Source organism: Niabella insulisoli, assembly GCF_039652435.2.
Classification (GTDB): domain Bacteria; phylum Bacteroidota; class Bacteroidia; order Chitinophagales; family Chitinophagaceae; genus Niabella; species Niabella insulamsoli.
On the sequence record NZ_CP190246.1, the window covers coordinates 2,076,886 to 2,096,071 of the forward strand.

A 19,186-nucleotide genomic window follows, 5' to 3' on the forward strand; every position below is an offset into this window, starting at 1 on the left:
CATAAAGGTGAAACAAAAAACTTCGTCATCAGCGGATTGATTTCGTTCGTATCATTTCCGGCCTTCAAATCTAATTTAAATTTTTTCGTAACACAACAGGCGATTTTAAAACAACATAAGTAAGTACGCTTTTAATTTTCGCTGGCTTTGCTTCCGGCAAGAGCTTTTTGAATGGTAGTGACAAGGTCGTCGAGATCGAACGGTTTGGCTAAAAAATATTCGGCGCCGGCATTGGAAGCAAGTTTTGAAATTTCGCTGTTAGCCGAAAAATACACCACCGGAATGTTTTTAAGATCTTGCTCCTGCTTAAGCTCCTGAGTGGCGACAATACCCCCTTTCGGAGGGATCCAGTTATCCATGAAAATTACGCCTGGAGCGCATTCTCGTACTTTGCTTGTAACATCGCTGCAATTGGTGAACGTGCTGATCTTCCACCCATGCTCCTGCAAAACGTATTTACAAATAGATAAAATATCTTCATCATCATCAAAAATGGCAACATCTATATTTTCTTCGCTCATAGCTCTTTAAAAAAGTAAAGTTAACAATTAAAGCACAAATGGAAGGGACAACGCCTGCGCCGGATGGCAAAAAATCCTCAATTATCCTTTTTTACGGTCCCGAAAAATATAATTAGGAAGGCCACTTATTTAGTTGTAATTCCCCGATACGAACATCCAGCTATTTCCTTTGATATCGGTGACCTTGACGCAAGCTTTTACGCCCTCTTGTTTTGGAATGCTGGCAGCTGTGCTGATGAGCTGCTGGTTGCCCAGATCCGGCGCAAGCTTCCACCATTGATATTGGATTTTAGCCTTGTCCTCAGCCAGCTTGCCGTTGTACTTATAGCTCACGGCCAGCTTACCGGCTTTATCCACAAGCGTAATTTGACTTGCATAAGGAAGATCGGGCCTGGATCCGATTTTATATTTCTTTTTGATTGCCTGGAAATAGGCCTCGCGCTCTTTTTCAGTAAGGCCGCGTTCTATAAACATGGACGCCAGCCAGTTGAAATCGGTCGAGTTGGTTTCAATGCCCACGCCATAACCCAGGCGTCGACTCCAGCTGCGGTCTACACTAGCCGCCTCGCCATAATATTTTCCATTGAGCCATATCTTAGCCCTGCCCGCGCCTCCTCCTGCATCTTCAAAGCGAACATGCAAAAACGCCAGCTCAAAATAATGCAGCGGAACTTTCTGTTTGATATACGCATCTGAACGCATGGCCCTGATATCGCCCACAGCGCCAAAACCGAGGTAATAGTTGCCCCAGCCAGATATGATAGCTTCCCAATCGGTTCCAGGCATCTTTCGGAAAACGATGGTTTGCTCTTCGGGCAGCGGAAAAGGATTTTGATTGTCGCGCACCAGCAATTTGTAATTGGCATTGGGCTGATTGGTGAAAACAACTTCGCCATGCGCCAGATAGGGCTTCATCAACGTGGGCTTGGGCAATCCGACATAGGGCATATCTTTTCCTTTTACGGCTTTCAGAAAAGTAACCCGACCTTCGCTATCGGTTCCGGCTTTTTCCGCTGTGTAATAGGCATCGACATAATCCAGTACAGAGGAACCGGATGTATCGCTTTGATGGTGGCACGCCGCCTGCGTTGACAAAGTGATTAACAATAATAAAAACAAGGTAATAGACCTGCTCATGAATAATTTTTAGTAAGATCAAAATTGATGAAAAAAGCGATGCGGCCCAAGAAATTGGGCGCGGCATCTATACCCCATTTGTTAACAAACCTGCTTATTTTTATCGACGTCAATAAACGATTCGGTTTTTCTGAAGTCTAAGCCATCAAAAAATAAAAATTGCCATCTAAACGCTTTGCTATTTTGATCAAAAAAATAAAAAAATGGTTGCCGCTTCAGCCGCTGCTACTTTTCCTGTTGGCTACGCCCGCGTTTGTCGGCGCGCAGCAGCCCAATATCATTTTGATTGTCGCGGATGATCTTGGCTGGACAGACCTTTCCTGCTATGGCAGCGATTTTTACGAAACGCCGCATCTCGACCAGCTTGCCGCCAACGGATTGAAATTTAATCAGGCCTATGCGGCGTGCACGGTTTGTTCGCCGACCCGCGCTGCGCTTATGACCGGAAAATATCCCGCAAGAACGCATATCACTGATTGGATTAAAGGATACCAACGGCCGGATGCTCCGCTGTTGCCGCCCGATTGGACGATGCACCTGCCGCTTGAAGAAACTACGATTGCTGAGCTCTTAAAGTCAAAAGGGTACGCAACAGCATCCGTAGGAAAATGGCACCTGGGCCATGAAGAAAAATATTATCCCGAAAATCAGGGCTTTGATATTAATATTGCCGGTTATTTTAAAGGCTCACCAACCAGTTATTTTTCGCCTTACAAAAATCCCCGCCTTAAAGACGGAGACGACGGCGAACAACTTACCGACCGCCTGACGGATGAAGCTTTAGCATTTATCGCTGCTAATAAAGAAAAGCCATTTTTTGTGTATTTACCTTTTTATGCAGTTCATACGCCGCTGAACGCGAAACAGGAAGACCTGGATTATTTTCAAAAAAAGCAAAATCCAGAAAAGCATCACCAAAATCCCGTTTATGCAGGCCTGATCAAAAATATGGATCGAAATATCGGGAAGATGATGGCGCGTTTGGACAAACTTCAATTGACCGGGCAAACCATTGTGATTTTCACCAGTGACAACGGCGGTCTCATCGGCAATCGCCGGCAGCGCGATAAACAGGTCACTTCTAATTATCCGTTAAGAGAAGGCAAAGGAACAGCCTATGAGGGCGGGACGCGCGTTCCGGCTATTTTCTTTTGGAAAGACCATATTCAACCCGGCCAGGCCGAGGTGCCTATCATCAGTATGGATATCTTCCCCTCTATTGCATCGCTGGCTCATATCGATAAATCGAAATGGCCACAAAATGACGGGATGGACCTCACGCCCTTTTTATTAAAAAAGCGGGCGATCGAACCGAGAAATTTATATTGGCATTATCCGCACTATCACAGCCAGGGTGCTACGCCCTACAGCGCCATCAGGCAGGGCGACTTTAAGTTGATTTATTTTTATGAAACCGGGAAGAAAGAATTGTATCACTTGTCGCGCGACGTTGGCGAGCAAAACGATATCAGCGCTGATAACAAAGAAAAAACCGATCAGTTATTTGCTGCCTTGCAGCAATGGCTCAGGCAAACAAATGCGCAATTCCCGTTACCCAATCCTGCTTATCGACAGGAGCAACAAAAGCCGCAGCAGTAAAAGGGAATCGGCATAAATTGCAGCATCTTAAATTATATTATGAGTAAAACAAAAGCCATATTTTTTAAATTCGCCTTAGCCGCGACGTTGCTGCTAACCGCGCCTGCTTTATTCGCGCAACAAACAAAGCAGCCTAATATCATTTTTATTTTGGTGGATGACCTGGGCTATGGCGATCTAGGCGCTTTTTTCCAGAATCAGAGAAAACAAAACGGCGATAAAAGTGAGCCCTGGTTGCTGACGCCTCAATTAGATCAGATGGCGTATCAGGGTGCTATGTTAACAGAGCATTATTGTGCCGCGCCTGTTTGCGCACCTTCAAGGGCATCGCTGTTGACCGGCTTGAGCCAGGGCCATGCCAATGTTCGCGACAATCAATTTGACAAAGCGCTTGAAGACAATTATACGCTTGGGAATGTGATGCAATTATCGGGTTATAGTACGGCGGCTATCGGCAAGTGGGGTTTGCAGGGAAAGTCAAAAGCGCCCAATTGGCCGGCGCACCCGCTAAAGCGCGGCTTTGATTACTATTATGGATACATCGCTCATGGCGACGGGCATGAGCATTACCCCAAAGAAGGTTTGTATCGAAAGCCTAAAAAAGTTTGGGAAAATTATTCGGAAGTAAGCGATCAGTTAGATAAATGTTATACAGGAGACCTGTTTACAGCGGTAGCAAAAAAATACATTATTGACCATCAAAAAGGTAAGGAAAGCAAAAAGCCCTTTTTCATGTACCTCGCCTATGACACGCCCCATGCAGTTTTGGAGCTACCCACACAAAAATACCCGGAAGGTGGCGGTTTGAATGGCGGTTTGCAATGGTTGGGCAAAAGTGGCCACATGATCAATACGGCCTCCGGAGATATCGATTCTTATGTTTATCCTGAATATAAAAACGCGACTTACGATCACGACAAAAATCCGGCGACCGCCGAAATAGCATGGCCAGACACCTACAAACGCTATGCATCTGTAACGCATCGCATCGATGACCAGGTTGGTGATCTGCTGCAATTATTAAAAGACCTGAAGATCGATCAAAATACGCTGGTTGTTTTTTCTTCTGATAATGGCCCTTCGCAGGAATCTTATCTTCCTAAGGAATATGTTTCTTACGAAGCGGACTTCTTTAATAATTTTGGTCCGTTCGATGGCATCAAAAGAGATTGTTATGATGGCGGCCTTCGCACTGCTACGATTGCTCGTTGGCCCGGAACTATCCCTCCCGGCACCATTGTTACAAGCCCCAGCATTTCTTACGATTGGCTGCCAACCTTTGTAAACGCTGCAGGATCGGCCGCTCCCGTTAGATGTGACGGCGTGTCGCTGCTACCTGCTTTGACCGGCAAAGGTAAGCAGGAAAAAAGCCTGGTTTACGCAGAATATTTCTTTCCCGGGAAGTCACCCGATTATCCTGAGTTCGCCCCGGAGCATCGCGCTAAAAGAAGACAGCAAATGCAAATGATTCGCATGGGAGATACGGTAGCGGTTCGCTACGATATTCAATCCTTTCAGGATGACTTTGAAATATATCACATCAAAACGGATCCGCAACAAGCAAAAAATATCGCTGCCGCCAGTATTGCTTTGCAAGCTGCTTTGAAAGAACGGGTGTTGCAAATAAGGATGGCGGATAGCACTGCACCCAGGCCTTATGATCATCAGCTCATCCCGGCCGCCAGTCCGCGAATGAAACTACGCAAAGGAATGGCCGTGACCGGATATAAATGCCAAACGCCCTGGATCCCCCACACCGAGGGTCTGAAACCGGTTTATCGTGGGATGGCTGCGGCCTTTGATCTCAGCAAAGTTGGGCAGCCGCTTGCGAAATTTCATGGTTTTATCTATGTGGAAAAAGCTGGCGCTTACACGTTCAGTTTGGCTTCCGGCAATAAAAGCTTTTTTAAAGTGCACGACATTAAAGCGATTGATGCCGACTACGGCACACCTTCCTTATCAGAAAAAACGGTAACACTTCAATTGGCAAAAGGCTACCATCCCTTTGAGCTTTACAGCCTGGCGGCAAAAAGCGGCGCTGCAAAAGATATAAAACTGCAATGGAGTTTTAACGGTGGGGCTTTCTCGCCGGTAGCATCCCATGTTTATATCAACTAATTAAAAAAAAGACCTCAAAAATCACAATATGAATAAAATCTTTTCCCTTATTTTTTTACTAAGCATCAGCGTTGCTCACGCCCAGCAAAAGCCAAATATCGTTTATATAATGGCCGACGACATGGGTTGGAAAGATGCCGCCTTTATGGGTAGCGATTTTTATTTAACACCTCATCTCGACCAACTGGCCAAAGAAGGCATGGTGTTTACCAATGCCTACGCCGGCGCTGGAAATTGCGCGCCCAGCCGGGCCTGTCTTATATCGGGCCAATATACGCCGCGCCATGGTGTTTATGCGGTGTACAACACCAAACGCGGCCCGGTGGACCAAATGCGGCTTGAACCCATTCCCAATTCGAATGAATTGGCGCCTTCGGTTTACACCATAGCCGAGGCCCTGCATGACGGTGGTTACAAAACGGCTATTTTCGGAAAATGGCATTTGGGTAGCCGTGCTGGTACATTTCCGCGGGACCAGGGATTTGACGTGGATAGCTCTTTCAATCCTCCTTCAGAAAAATATTTTAGGGAGACTAACGACCCCAAAGGCATCTACCGCATCACCAACGGCGCTTGTGCGTTTATGGAGCAAAATAAAGATCGCCCCTTCTTCCTCTACGTCTCTCATCATGCAACCCATATGCCCATCCAGGTGCGGAAGGATATGCAGGATCTCTTTGATAACAGAGCAGGACAGTTGCAGAAAAACAAACGCTTTGCGGGTATGAATGCGCAAATGGATGACGGCATTGGCCAGCTTTTAAGAAAGATAAAAGAATTGGGTTTGGAAGATAACACGCTGGTGATTTTTACATCTGATAATGGCGGCCTTCCCCAATCGCCTCAGGATCCGCTGCGGGGATTTAAGGGTATGTATTACGAGGGCGGTATTAGGGTTCCCTTGATTGCAAAATGGCCCAAACATATCAAAGCTGGTACAAAGCAGGAAACGCCGATCATCAACGCAGATATGTTTCCTACTTTCATGGAAGTTTCCGGCACAAAGATTCCGAACACCAAAACGCTCGATGGTAAAAGCCTCCTACCTTTTTTTAATCAGCCTGACCTAAAAGGTGACCAGGCGATATTCTGGCATTTTCCGGGCTACCTCGACAACCCTAATCCCGGATCCCGCGATAATGTTTTCCGAAGCAGGCCTGTTTCCACCGTTCGAAAAGGAGATTGGAAACTGCTACTCTATCATGAAGAGTGGGTGCTCGACGGAGGATTAGCCAAAATCGAAAACAACAAAAGCGTGGAATTATATAATCTGAAGGATGATTTAAGCGAAACTAAAAACCTGGCATCCATCCATAAAGAAAAAAGAGATGAGCTTTTGAAAGAATTAATGAGTATTATGAAAAACACCGGTGCGAGCATGCCTGACACCAAAAACCCTCAATACAAATCGGCGGCCCCTTAGGCCCGCCACCTCAACCTTTAGCTATGCGAATCGTCCTTTTCTACATGGCGCTCTCTTTCCAGGCGGCAATGCTTTTTGCTCAAACAACGCAAACGATTGTTATAAAAGCCGACGAAAAAATACATGCGATCCGTCCGGATTTTTGGGGAACGAACCTACTTTATTGGATCGACGATGACGCTTCGTTGTCGGACGGTGGCTTGAGGCAAGGCATTAAGGATGCGGGTTTGCGCCTGCTGCGCTATCCCGGCGGCACAGTAGCAGATAATTTTCATTGGCGGAGCGGCACGCTTGATAATATTAACATGTTTCCATTTCAAAGCGGAGCGGCAGAAACGGATTTTGACGAATTCATAGCATTATGCCGGCAAAGCCGGGCAGAACCTATGTGTGTGCTTAACACCGAAAGCTGGGCGATAAAGAATGACGTGAAAGGTGGCGCTCATGAGGCTGCCGAATGGCTTCGTTATTGCAAGCGCCAGCACTACCAGGTTAAATATTGGGAGATTGGGAATGAAACGTATTGGCATCCCGTGTTGTCTGCATCGGAATATGCAGACCTCGTGAACATTTATGCCGATTCGCTTAAAAACGTCGATCCTGAAATCATACTCGGCGTAAACGGGCATTGGGATATAGATTTTGTAGGAACCAAAGAACGCATTCGCCCATCGTCACTGTCGGAGGTATTGGCGTTGCGCAGAAATATTAATAGCAGGGCCGATCATAAGCAATATGAGACATTTACAAAAAAGGAAACTACTTTACCCATCACCAGCGGCGCTCAAAAATGGTGGCCGACGGTTGCGGCGAAATGCGGCGATAAAATCGATATGATCATTGTTCATTGGTATTTTGCGCCCGCCCAGCTAGACCTAGTAGCTGAGAAGTTAAACCAACTTCAGCGCTTATGGAAGAATGCCCACCCGGCGAAGGATTATGTTTTTAACATGTCTGAATTCAATGTAACCACGAAAACGCCGCAGTCTTTTATGCACCTCACGGAAATGATGGGGCTCTTACTGAATACGGGTTTTGACCTGAGCGCCATTTGGCCCATGAGGATGGAATACAAAAAGCCGGTTTTATTTAATTATAAAGATCATCAGCCTTCCATCTTTAACCAGGTTTTTCGACGGCTTTCCAATCAATTAACAGGCCACCTCGTACCCGTTAGTTCAACCGGCCCGCTCCATGCTTACGCGGCACACAGCGAAGGCCAAACATCAGTAGTGCTTTCGGGCCGTAAAGTTAAGGAGGCTTTATCTGCCACATTACAATTGGAGGGGACTTCATCGGGTCGGCGCAAATGTTCCGTATGGCGTATCAGCGGCGATGAGTTTGATTATAAAATGAAGGAAGAACTTTTACCGGTTGTGGGCGGGCGTGTCACATTTTTGGTACACCCGTCGGAAGTAGTGATCGCTGTCTTTAACAAATCAACCGGATAACAAATTATATGTGTAAATATTATTTCACTTTGTCGTTGCTCTTAATGAGCGCTATGCTTCCCGCCCAGGAAAAGCCCAATATCTTATGGCTGGTTTGCGAAGATATGAGCCCCTATTTGGGTTGCTATGGAAATCAAACCGTCAAAACACCTAACATTGATGCGTTGGCCAGCAAAGGGATCCGGTTTACGCGCGCCCATTCCAACAGTACGCAGTGTTCTCCCTCCCGCGGAACGCTGATTTCAGGCGTATACGCGGTTAGCCTGGGAACTGATATCCATCGGGAGAAAAGGCCATTCCCAGCTACATTTTATTTCCCTAAATATCTGAGGGAAGCTGGCTATTACACCAGTAACAACAACAAACAGGACTACAATAATGTAAAAACGCCGGAAAACGTTTGGAACGAGTCGAGCCGAAAAGCGAGTTATCAAAACCGGGCGGACAAAAAGCAGCCTTTCTTTTCGGTCTTTAACTGTGGCATTACCCACATGTCGCGCGTCGCTACAAGAACTACAGAAGGCCGCGCTCCGCGCCAGGTGTCGCCGCAGGCGGTAAGTGTGCCAGCATATATTCCCGACCTCCCCGAGGTTCGCGACGATATCGCCTGGAACATGGATGCCGTGCAACTAATGGATCAATGGGTGGGCGCTCAATTGGCCGCTTTGCAAGCGAGCGGCGAAGCGGATAATACCATCATCTTCTTTTATTCCGATCATGGAGGCACCGTACCCCGGGGTAAAGCGTACGTGTATGAAACCGGTACTCAAATACCGCTGATTGTTTATTTTCCTCCCAAATGGAAGCACCTCGCCGGAACCGCCGTTCCATCGGTCAACAACCGTCTGGTATCCTTTATCGATTTTGCACCCACTGTATTTAACTTCGCCGGCATCCCTACCCCAGCATTTATGCGCGGCGCCCCGTTCTTGGGCAAGGATGCTGCGCGCCACGAGCCTGCCTATCTTTTCACCTTCCGCGCTAACCAAGGCGATAGCTTTTGCCCTTCCCGGGCGATCACCGACGGAAAATTTAAATTGATATGGAACTTCCAAAGCGCTTATCCTCACGGAACGAGGCAGGATTACCAATGGCAGATGCCGGCGCAACAGGCATGGGACCGGGCTTATATTGAGAAAAACATAAACGATCCGCTTCATAAAAAATTCTGGGAAACAGCCCCCACTTTCGAACTTTATAATATTCAGACAGATTCGCTTGAAACAATTGATCTGGCTGGCCAGCAACCCTACAATCGCATCTTAGCGACATTAAAAAAACAATTGAGCCTTACATTGCGACAGGAAAAAGACCTTGGTTTTATGCCGAGGGAATATCGTCGAAAGCTTCAGGCCGATGGCCCGCTTTATGAAGTCGTTAGAAAGCAAAACATCAATATCGACAAACAGATAGCAGCGGCGGAAATCGCATCGCTGAAAGACCTCGCGCAACTAAAAACACTCGAAACTTTTTTAATGGACGCCGATCCGGTTGTTCAATACTGGGGCGCGAGCGGCATTTGCGGACTCGCGAAAGCAGGAGCTATAAATAAAATCCCGGCAAAGGCGGCCGCGCTTGTCGAAAATGACGGCGTGATTGATGAAGTCAAAGGAATGTTGGCAGAAGCGATGGTCTATACGGATAACACAGAAAAGGGCCTGCAAATTTTATTGAAACAACTAGCATCAGGGAAGGGATTTGCCGGCGCGGCGCTTCAGAATGTCGGAGCAAAAGCGGCCCCGCTCACAGCCGATCTCCAAAAGCTATTAGCTGCATCTTCAAAAAACAAATATCGTTTTTATATCAGATCGATTTTAATTAATTGCGGCGCGTTGCCTTATAGCGCACTTTATGACGCATCAGAAAAAGTATCAGACTAATAAAATATTCACGAAATGAGCCATGCGCACTCAGCGAGTCCTCGTCAGATCAACTAAGTCGGTATCTGATCGGAAAGAATAACCGAAGATATTAATCATGCTCAGTTCTATTGAACCATAAAAAAATTTACGGATGAAAAAAATCCTTCTTTTTTCTTTATTACTAGCTGTAGGTTTTTTCACCTGGGCGCAGCCAAAGCCTCGTTCTTTTATTTATAAAAAGATAGATACGGTGACATTAAAAATGAAAATTTATTATCCGAATAACTATAAAAAGGATAAAATTTACCCGGCTATTGTTTTATTTTTTGGCGGCGGCTGGAATAGCGGCACGATCGATCAGTTTAAAAACCAGGCTATACATTTTGCCGCAAAGGGTATGATTGCCATTACTCCTGATTACAGGGTAAATAAAAGACAGCACACTTCGCCTTTTGAATCCGTGAAAGACGGAAGATCAGCCATCCGTTATGTAAGAGCTCATGCGCACGACCTGGGCGTCGACCCGAATCGCATTGTCGCGGGCGGCGGTTCGGCAGGCGGCCATGTAGCTGCGGCTACCGACCTTACAAATATCGACGAGGCCACAGATGATTTGAATATAAGCGCGCGCCCCAATGCGCTCATCTTATTTAACCCGGTGTTTAACAATGGGCCCGGCGAATATGGATATGACCGTATCGGAGAGCGGTATGCGGAAATATCTCCCTATCATAATATACTGAAAGGCGCTGCGCCAACCCTTGTTTTTCTTGGCACCAAAGATCATTTGATTTCAGTTCAGACAGCAAAAGATTACCAGGAGCGAATGCGAAGTGTTGGCAGCCGCTGCGACCTGTTTTTATATGAAGGCCAGGGCCATGGTTTTTTTAATTTCTCGAAAGGCAAGGAATATTACGAAGCAACGCTGCGACAGTCCGACCAGTTTCTAAAAGAATTGGGCTACATGAAATAAAAGTTGCGACAGTGTTTCGAGCTCAGCTCTTCATTCCATTAAAAAATATAGCTGCCGGATTGCAATTCATAAATCCTGAAGGGGCCTGCGGTTTTTAACTGCCGGACAGAAACTGATTCAGGGATCACGATTTTTTCATCGGTCGATAATTTTAACAGTGCGGAAGTATTGGCGGGCACCAAAATATCGAGGGATAATTTTCCTCGCTGATTTCTTTTCCAACCCATGCGCACGTCGCCGGAAGGCGCTTTAAAGCTCGCCCTGGCCCAACTTACATCAACAGTTCCTGGCGACGGTGGCTGTAGCAAAAACTGGCGGAAACCCGGCGTTGCAGGCCGGATGCCCACCAGCCCGTCAATCAGCCAGGCACCGGGAAAAAGATAAGAGCTGTGTAATAAAGAATGCCCGGGGAGATCTTTTTCCCACATCTCCCAGATGGTCGTTGCTCCGTTCGCTTTCATAAATCCCCAACCCGGATAATCTTTTTGAGAAACCATGGCGTAAATCAAATCACTCCTGTTCTCCTGGCGCAGCAGTTTGAAAAGCATGGCGCCGCCGGTGATGCCCGCGTGAATATGGCCTTTACGCTTAACCAATATTTCATCCTCAAGGGATGCCATCACTTTATCTCTTAAATAAAGCGGAACAATTTCAGATAGCAAAGCGATGGCGAGATTGCCCATGGATCGATCAGCATATGTGGCATCGGTTTCATTATAAAAGCGATGATGAATAGCTGTCGCTGACCGAAACGCCTGCGTCTCCCATCGGGCCGCATCAGCGCTTTTGCCCAAGACAGTAGCTATTTTAGCAGCCGTGCGGAGATTGAACACCCGGTAACAATTATTAAAAAACAGCGTTTCAGGTTTATCATTATTCATTCCTTCCGCTGTGGCACCCGGCCAAAGCCAATCGCCCAGAAAGTCCCATTGACCGCCAAATCTTTGCAGCAGGTCATTTTCCGTATGCGTGTCTAGAAACGAAAGCCAGTTCTTTACCAATTCATAATTTTCGGCTAAGACGCGCCGATCGCCATAGTGCTGATACAAAAACCAGGGCAGCGTTACTACAATACCGCCCCATGCCGGCCCGCCGCCGCCCCAATACGTGGGCGCGGTATGAGGCAAAACGCCGTTGTTAAAAATGCGGCCGCTGGTAAGCGCTTTACGCGCGTGTGCGCCATCATTCATATCGCCGACCATCGGTTCCGTTCCCTGCACATCGCGCCAGTCCTGCATCCATTTGGTATAAAACGCGCCAAGGCGATAATTATACATACCCGTCTCGCTCGTAGCATGTGCATCGCCGCCGTAGCCCATGCGCTCCCGCTGCGGGCAGTCGACCACATATCCACCTAAGGAAAGATTTTCAAAAGTCCACCGAATGCGGTCATGCATCCAATTGAGCAAAGGATCCGAGCATTCAAAGCTAGTCGCGTTTTCATAACCGGTGCGAATCATATAAGCGCTGATATCATTGAGTTGCGGTGGGCGGCTGACACCGCGGATCGTCAGCCACCTACCCGAGCTATAATTAAAACGGTTCTGAAAGATGCCGCTGCCGCTTTCGCCGATAATTAAAGCGTTTCTCATGTCAAAAGTCATATCCATATTTTCCCTTTCGGAAAATGACATATGGATCGTATCGCCTGGCCGGCCATATAATTTTAAGCGGGTCCAACCGACAAAGTTGACGCCAAAGTCAACCCGGTAACTTCCCTCGGCCTGCCGTTCTATTTTTTGAGGCAAGATTTGCTGCTGCCTGGTATTTGGTTCCACCATTTGGGCGGAAAGTTTCAATTCAGGATGGTATACGGTGGCGGGTGTCCATCCTTTTTCACTGGCTGGCCACTGGTTCCAGGAAGGATTGGCCTGTCGGTCATCCCACAATTCGCCGCCCATTTTTGCAAAGGCCCAAATACCTAAGAGTTTTCCTGGACTCGGACAGGTGCGCCAGGAATCGTCTGTAATCAATGTCTCAAAAGGAGTTTCGCTAATCAGCGGATACGTTCTTTCGTAAAAGGCTGCATGCGCCGAGACAATGGGAGTTTTTGGCCGTGCGGTATCCATAAAATAAGGCGCAAAAATGGACCATGAGGCGCCCAGCCAGAACGCGGCAACATTGTCGCCTTCCCGCAAAAATGGTGTGATATCATAGGCAACATAGCGAGCTCTTTTTGTGTGATCTGAAGTGGCGGGAGCCAATACCTGGTCCCCTACCCGCTTGCCATTCATATATAATTCGTGATAACCGACCGAAGCCACATATATGAAGGCGCGGCCCGGCTTCTTCCCAAGTTTGAAGCTTTTCTTGAACCAGGGATCCCAGATATTACAATCCTTGTTATTATTTACAAATTCCTGGCGGTCGCCAATCCATTTTCCGCGCCACTCCGACGCATGTAGCAAGCCGGTGGAAAATGTGGCGACGCGGCTCCAGGCGCTGATTCTGCCTTTTTGATCCTTGATTCTCACTTTCCAATAATAGGTTCTGTCGGAGGTCAATTGCCTTCCATTATAAGTGATTTGAGTGGTTTGATCGCTTGCGATCCATTTGGTTTTCCAGACATCGGGATCACCGTTTTCCAGTTGATGAGGTGAAGAGGCGAGCCAAACCTGATAAAATTGTTGCCGGTTGCCGCTCCCACCGGAATCCAGGTTGTGTAATCGCCAGCTGAGCCGCGGATCAGGCACGTCGATGCCGGTTGGATTATTGAGATATTCACAACGTAAATCGTTGACCAGCCAGCCGTTCCAGTAAGCTGGGCGGGTCGAAAAGCAAGCTATAGCCGCTCCCATACAAGCAACAAGGCAGAATATCGTCCGGACTCTTTTCCATATCGCGAAGAAAAAATACATAATCGTTAGTTTTCAAAAAATTGAATAATTACCGATATTATTATTTAATGTTACAGCTTTCCCTACATTATTTTGAAAAATTCAACAGTTTTTTTATTTTCGGATGTTGGACTTTTTAAATCAGGTCCGTAGCTCGAAAAATTACTATCGGTAGCCCTCTAAATTGAAAGCAAATTATTCATGATTTTAGTTGTTGATGATCAAACAGAAAATATTTACGCGCTAAAAAAGTTGCTTGAATCAAAAAATTTTGAGGTCGACACCGCATCGTCAGGGGAAGAAGCGCTTAAGAAAGTTTTGAAAGCCGATTACGCCCTGATTATCCTCGACGTGCAAATGCCTGGCATAGACGGTTTTGAGGTTGCCGAAACGCTATCGGGGTATAGCCGAACCAAAGAAGTTCCTATTATCTTTTTATCGGCCGTCAATACTGAGAAAAAGTTTATTGCAAAAGGCTATGCCTCCGGTGGAATCGACTATATCACCAAGCCCGTGGACCCCGATATACTGATGTTAAAGGTGAAAACCTTTCATCGTTTATACGAGCAGACCTTAGCTCTAAATGAAATTCAAGACAACTTAAAGTTGGAAATTGAGTCCAGAAAAAAGGCGCAGCAGGAACTGCATGAAAAGGTGGAACAACTTCACACAACGCTGGAAAGCCTGCCGCAGATAGCGTTCAGGGCCGACGAGTGGGGCCGCGTAAATTTCGTCAATAAAAAATGGTTTCAGTACTCTCCATGTCCGCATACTTTTCCGGAAGTACATCCCGATGATATGTCAATGGAAAAAGTATGGATGGATTGTATTAATCATCAGTGCCCCGAAGAAATGGAAATACGCATTAAGGAGCTAAAAACAGGACTTTTCCGGTTTCATCTACTTAGTATTATGCCAGTAAAAAGCAGTCAGGGCATAAAAAGCTGGGTGGGAACTTTTACCGATATTGATGAGCAAAAACAAGAAGAAAAGCGAAAAGATGAATTTTTGAGTATTGCCAGCCACGAGCTTAAAACACCGCTTACAAGCATTAAAGCCTATATTCAGCTGCTCGACCGGGTGCAACAAAAACAACCCGAAAGCCCCGCCTCTACTTATATCAGCCGGGCACACGATCAGGTTAATAAACTGGATAGCCTGATTGGAGATTTGCTTGATATTTCTAAAATAGAAAATGGCAAACTCAAAATGAATAAGGAGCCTTTTGACCTGGAGCATCTGATTTCTGGGATCATTGAAACAATTGGTCACACGAGCAACCAACCCAACCTGAAAATAGAACGGCAGGGAACTCCTTTTTCCCGTCCCATTATGGGCGATTCCATTCGAATTGAACAGGTATTGATCAATTTTTTCACCAATGCGATCAAATATTCGCCAGGCTCTGACCGTATTGTTTTACACACGGCTCAGGAAGATGATCATATTTATATAGGTGTTCAGGATTTTGGGATTGGTATTCCCGAACATAAAAAAGATCGTGTTTTTTCTAAATTTTATCGCGTCGAAGAATCGTCCGTCCGCTTTCAGGGTTTGGGAATCGGTTTGCATATCTGCGCTGAAATCATCAAGCAACACAACGGAAGCTACGGCGTTGAAAGCACCCTGGAAAAGGGAACCACCTTTTATTTTACACTGCCCATCAGTTAATCATTATGTCAAAAAAGTTAATTCGAAAATTACAAGTCGGTTTCGGCATCTCTCTGCTTATTCTGATCTTAAGTTCATCGGCGTCTTATATTAGTATCAGAAGCCAAATAAACAACCGGGCAGAAGTAATAAAAACCCAACAAAAGATCAAAGCTGGCAATCAGATCTTGATCGACCTGCAAAATGCAGAAACCGGCCTGCGGGGCTATTTATTGACCGGCCGTGCGAGTTTTTTAGAACCTTTTTATGAAAGCCTGGCATCGTTGCCGCAGTCTATTTCTGATTGTCGTCAGCTGGTAGCTAACAATAGGCAGCAGGTTCTTCGCGTAGATAGCATCGATAGAATTGCCAGCAAAGAAATCAGTGCTTTAAATGAACAGGTAGCTATAAAAAAATCGGGGGGGACCATTATAGTCGACCAGCTCGAGCAGGGTAAAACCTACATGGATCGCTGCCGCAGCATACTTGACGACCTTATTGATGATGAGTCGGCCCGTCTTGCCAGTAGCAGCGACAAAATGCATGATAACTCAACCGCGACGCTTTGGTTTATTTTGTTTGCTGCCGCTGTTTCTTTGTTCATAACCATCTATTTCTATTTGCAGATAAGAGATGAATTTAAAAAGCGTGAAAAAATGCAGCAGGCGCTGCGCGAAAAAGATGAACACACCAGCCGCCGTCTTAATATTATTCAACAGATCGCCCATGAAATATCAAAAGGCGATTACTCGGTGCGTGTATCGGATGAGCAGGAAGATGATTTGGGCAGTCTGGCCGCGTCGCTCAACCACATGGCATCGTCGCTGGAAGTCTCGTTCGACAATATTAATAACAACGAATGGCGGCAGGCGGGTCTGGCGCAGCTTAATGAAATTTTAATCGGCAATAAGACGGAAGAAGCTATTGCCAAAGATGCTTTAGAATATTTGGTAGGCTATGGTGGGTGTGTAAATGGCGCTTTTTACTTATTAGACAAAGGCAGCTTGCAGCTTCAGGGTGCTTACGCGCTTGAAGGTTACATGAGAAAGCAATATGCGCCAGGTGAAGGAATGATCGGTCAGGTTTTCAGAGACCGCGAAGTGAAAACCTTCAGCCCTATCGCTGAGGATGATTTTGTTGTAAGCTTTGCGGCAGGGCAATTAAAAGTAAAACATATCGCGGTAATACCCATGGTAATTAAAGGACAATGCATGGGTGTTATCGAACTGGGATCCAACGAGGCTTTTGGCACGCTCGAGTTGGACTTTTTAAATGAAGCAGCCCGTATCATTGCGCTGGAAGTGATCGCAGCGAAGGGCAGAAAACATATCCAGTCTTTATTGGAGGAAACGCAGGCGCAAACGGAGGAATTGCAAACGCAGCAGTCAGAATTAGAGAACCTGAACGCGGAGCTTGAAGCCCAGACCCAGAAGTTGCAGGCTTCCGAAGAAGAACTAAGGGTGCAGCAGGAAGAGTTGCTTCAATCTAACCAGGAATTGGAAGAGCGATCTAAATTGCTCGAGGAAAAAAACATTTTGATCGCACACCGCAATTCTGAAATACAGAAAAAGGCCGAAGAGCTTGCATTGAGCACGAAGTACAAATCAGAGTTTTTGGCCAACATGTCTCATGAGTTAAGAACGCCGCTCAACTCCATTTTGCTTTTGTCACGCCTGATGGTTGAGAACGGCGACGAAAATCTCACGGCTGATCAGGTGGAGTCAGCAAAAGTGATTCAAAGTTCAGGTTCAAGTCTTTTGAGCCTGATCGATGAGATTTTGGATTTGTCTAAAATCGAAGCTGGTAAGATGGAGCTGGAATATAAGCAAATCGATCTGACAGAATTGAAGAATGACCTCTATAGCTTATTTGCGCCTGTGGCGAAAGACAAAGGATTGGATTTCGGTATTGAGATCACATCTGAAGTGCCTGCTACTTTAAATACGGACAAGCTGCGGTTAGAGCAGATCTTAAGAAACCTGTTGTCGAACGCAATTAAATTTACACAGGAAGGATCAGTGCAACTGTCTGTTTCCCAACCTACCCATGACGCGGATTTCCTACATTTTATTGTTAAAGACACCGGGATTGGGATTAGCGAAGAAAACAGGAAAATTATTTTTGAAGCCTTCCAGCAAGCCGACGGTTCCACTCGCAGGAAGTTTGGAGGAACGGGTCTGGGATTGTCGATCAGCAGGGAATTAGCGCGTTTGCTGGGCGGCGAAATTACTGTCGAAAGCGAGATGGGGAGCGGAAGTCATTTTACGTTAGCCATACCCTTAAAAGAAGTACGCCATACTCACAAGGATCAGGAAGAACAAACGGCGGCGCCGGCATTTGATTTTGAAGCACCGCCCGATGGCATCGACGCTCCTAAACCTGCGCTACAGATTCCTGAAGACGTCCCAGACGATCGTAACAGTATACAGTCGGGAGATAAGGTCATCCTGATCGTTGAAGACGATACCAACTTCGCGAAGGCTTTACTGAAGTTCACGCACAAACAGCACTACAAAGGCGTCATTGTCGTTAGGGGCGATCTGGCAGTGCAGGCGGCAGAAAATTACCAGCCGCTAGCAATTTTGCTTGATATCCAATTGCCGGTAAAAAATGGCTGGGAGGTCATGGATGAATTAAAAGCAAACGCGAAAACACGTCATATTCCGGTGCACATCATGTCTTCCTTGAAAGTGAAGAAAGAAAGTTTATTGAAGGGCGCTATTGATTTTATTAATAAACCGATCGCGCTCGAGCAGATGGGCGGAATTTTTAAAAAAATCGAACACGCTTTAACCCGCAATCCAAAAAAAGTTTTAATTGTTGAGGAAAACCCCAAGCACGCGACAGCGCTTTCTTATTTCCTGAGCAACTTCAACATCACTTCTGAAATAAAAACCAATGTGGAGGAAAGCATTAATGCATTGGCTTCTGATCAGGTAAATTGCGTCATTCTTGATATGGGCGTGCCCGATAAAACCGGTTACGAGACACTGGAAGCTATCAAGCAAAAAAAGGGACTCGAAGATCTGCCGATTATTATTTTCACAGGTAAAAATTTATCCCATGCCGAAGAGATGAAGATTCGGCAATATGCGGACTCCATCGTCATTAAGACAGCTCATTCCTTTCAGCGGATCCTTGATGAAGTGGGCCTTTTTCTCCACCTCGTGGAAGAAAGCCATACCAATCAGGGTAGCAAGCCGGCCAGCAAATTAGGGGCGCTTAATGAAGTGCTGAAAGAAAAAACGGTTCTTATTGCGGACGACGATGTGAGAAATATTTTTTCGCTTACCAAAACGCTCGAGAACTATCAAATGAAAGTTATTTCGGCTATTGATGGAAAAGAAGCGCTACAGCAACTCAAAAACCATCCGGGTACAACAGTAATTCTCATGGACATGATGATGCCCGAGATGGATGGCTACGAAACAATCCAGCAAATCAGAAATATGCCTGCTTATAAAAAGTTGCCGATCATTGCCGTGACAGCTAAAGCGATGACTGGTGACAGGGAAAAATGTATCCAGGCAGGCGCGTCTGATTATATATCAAAGCCGGTAGACAAAGATCAGCTGTTATCCCTGTTGAGGGTATGGTTATACGAAAATTAAAGCA

General features: G+C 46.1%; 11 protein-coding genes. 8 read left to right on the forward strand and 3 right to left on the reverse strand.

The annotated features are described in order from the left end of the window. Positions 1-131: 131 nt before the first annotated feature. Both ABDK00_RS08840 and ABDK00_RS08845 read right to left on the reverse strand, forming a co-directional pair. On the reverse strand, positions 132-521 hold the full coding sequence (locus tag ABDK00_RS08840; RefSeq protein WP_346238408.1) for a response regulator: 390 nt from the start codon (positions 519-521) through the stop codon (positions 132-134). A gap of 129 nt (positions 522-650) precedes the next feature. Further along, entirely contained in the window at positions 651-1,658 is a 1,008-nt protein-coding gene (locus ABDK00_RS08845; protein WP_346238407.1) for a hypothetical protein, read from the reverse strand. Between the two features lie 183 nt (positions 1,659-1,841). Between ABDK00_RS08845 and ABDK00_RS08850 the strand changes: the two genes are divergently transcribed. The 6 genes from ABDK00_RS08850 to ABDK00_RS08875 all read left to right on the forward strand — a co-directional run bounded on the left by ABDK00_RS08850 (position 1,842) and on the right by ABDK00_RS08875 (position 11,084). Continuing rightward, a complete protein-coding gene (locus tag ABDK00_RS08850; RefSeq protein ID WP_346238406.1) occupies positions 1,842-3,257 on the forward strand; it encodes a sulfatase in 1,416 nt (471 codons plus the stop codon). Positions 3,258-3,296: 39 nt separating this feature from the next. Continuing rightward, a complete protein-coding gene (locus ABDK00_RS08855; protein ID WP_346238405.1) occupies positions 3,297-5,375 on the forward strand; it encodes a sulfatase-like hydrolase/transferase in 2,079 nt (692 codons plus the stop codon). Positions 5,376-5,403: 28 nt separating this feature from the next. Next, a complete protein-coding gene (locus ABDK00_RS08860) occupies positions 5,404-6,798 on the forward strand; it encodes a sulfatase (RefSeq protein WP_346238404.1) in 1,395 nt (464 codons plus the stop codon). A 23-nt stretch (positions 6,799-6,821) separates the two neighbouring features. Then, a complete protein-coding gene (locus tag ABDK00_RS08865) occupies positions 6,822-8,249 on the forward strand; it encodes a hypothetical protein (protein ID WP_346238403.1) in 1,428 nt (475 codons plus the stop codon). Positions 8,250-8,278: 29 nt separating this feature from the next. Continuing rightward, the gene (locus ABDK00_RS08870) at positions 8,279-10,129 is read left to right on the forward strand and encodes a sulfatase (RefSeq protein ID WP_346238402.1); all 1,851 of its coding nucleotides are present in this window, start codon (positions 8,279-8,281) and stop codon (positions 10,127-10,129) included. A 133-nt stretch (positions 10,130-10,262) separates the two neighbouring features. Then, on the forward strand, positions 10,263-11,084 hold the full coding sequence (locus ABDK00_RS08875; RefSeq protein WP_346238401.1) for an alpha/beta hydrolase: 822 nt from the start codon (positions 10,263-10,265) through the stop codon (positions 11,082-11,084). A 38-nt stretch (positions 11,085-11,122) separates the two neighbouring features. Here the strand turns inward: ABDK00_RS08875 and ABDK00_RS08880 are convergent, their stop codons facing one another. Then, complete coding sequence (locus ABDK00_RS08880; RefSeq protein WP_346238400.1) at positions 11,123-13,942, reverse strand: family 78 glycoside hydrolase catalytic domain; 2,820 nt, start codon at positions 13,940-13,942, stop codon at positions 11,123-11,125. Positions 13,943-14,122: 180 nt separating this feature from the next. Between ABDK00_RS08880 and ABDK00_RS08885 the strand changes: the two genes are divergently transcribed. Both ABDK00_RS08885 and ABDK00_RS08890 read left to right on the forward strand, forming a co-directional pair. Continuing rightward, a complete protein-coding gene (locus ABDK00_RS08885; RefSeq protein WP_346238399.1) occupies positions 14,123-15,592 on the forward strand; it encodes a hybrid sensor histidine kinase/response regulator in 1,470 nt (489 codons plus the stop codon). Positions 15,593-15,597: 5 nt separating this feature from the next. Then, on the forward strand, positions 15,598-19,182 hold the full coding sequence (locus ABDK00_RS08890; protein ID WP_346238398.1) for a response regulator: 3,585 nt from the start codon (positions 15,598-15,600) through the stop codon (positions 19,180-19,182). The last annotated feature ends 4 nt before the right edge of the window (positions 19,183-19,186 follow it).

Excerpts from the sequence above, each read along its gene's own strand:
- ABDK00_RS08855 (WP_346238405.1), top strand. The coding sequence starts at position 3,297 with ATGAGTAAAACAAAAGCCATATTTTTTAAATTCGCCTTAGCCGCGACG.
- ABDK00_RS08865 (WP_346238403.1), top strand. The coding sequence starts at position 6,822 with ATGCGAATCGTCCTTTTCTACATGGCGCTCTCTTTCCAGGCGGCAATG.
- ABDK00_RS08875 (WP_346238401.1), top strand. The coding sequence starts at position 10,263 with ATGAAAAAAATCCTTCTTTTTTCTTTATTACTAGCTGTAGGTTTTTTC.
- ABDK00_RS08885 (WP_346238399.1), top strand. The coding sequence starts at position 14,123 with ATGATTTTAGTTGTTGATGATCAAACAGAAAATATTTACGCGCTAAAA.
- ABDK00_RS08890 (WP_346238398.1), top strand. The coding sequence starts at position 15,598 with ATGTCAAAAAAGTTAATTCGAAAATTACAAGTCGGTTTCGGCATCTCT.
- ABDK00_RS08860 (WP_346238404.1), top strand. The coding sequence starts at position 5,404 with ATGAATAAAATCTTTTCCCTTATTTTTTTACTAAGCATCAGCGTTGCT.
- ABDK00_RS08845 (WP_346238407.1), bottom strand. The coding sequence starts at position 1,658 with ATGAGCAGGTCTATTACCTTGTTTTTATTATTGTTAATCACTTTGTCA.
- ABDK00_RS08840 (WP_346238408.1), bottom strand. The coding sequence starts at position 521 with ATGAGCGAAGAAAATATAGATGTTGCCATTTTTGATGATGATGAAGAT.
- ABDK00_RS08880 (WP_346238400.1), bottom strand. The coding sequence starts at position 13,942 with ATGTATTTTTTCTTCGCGATATGGAAAAGAGTCCGGACGATATTCTGC.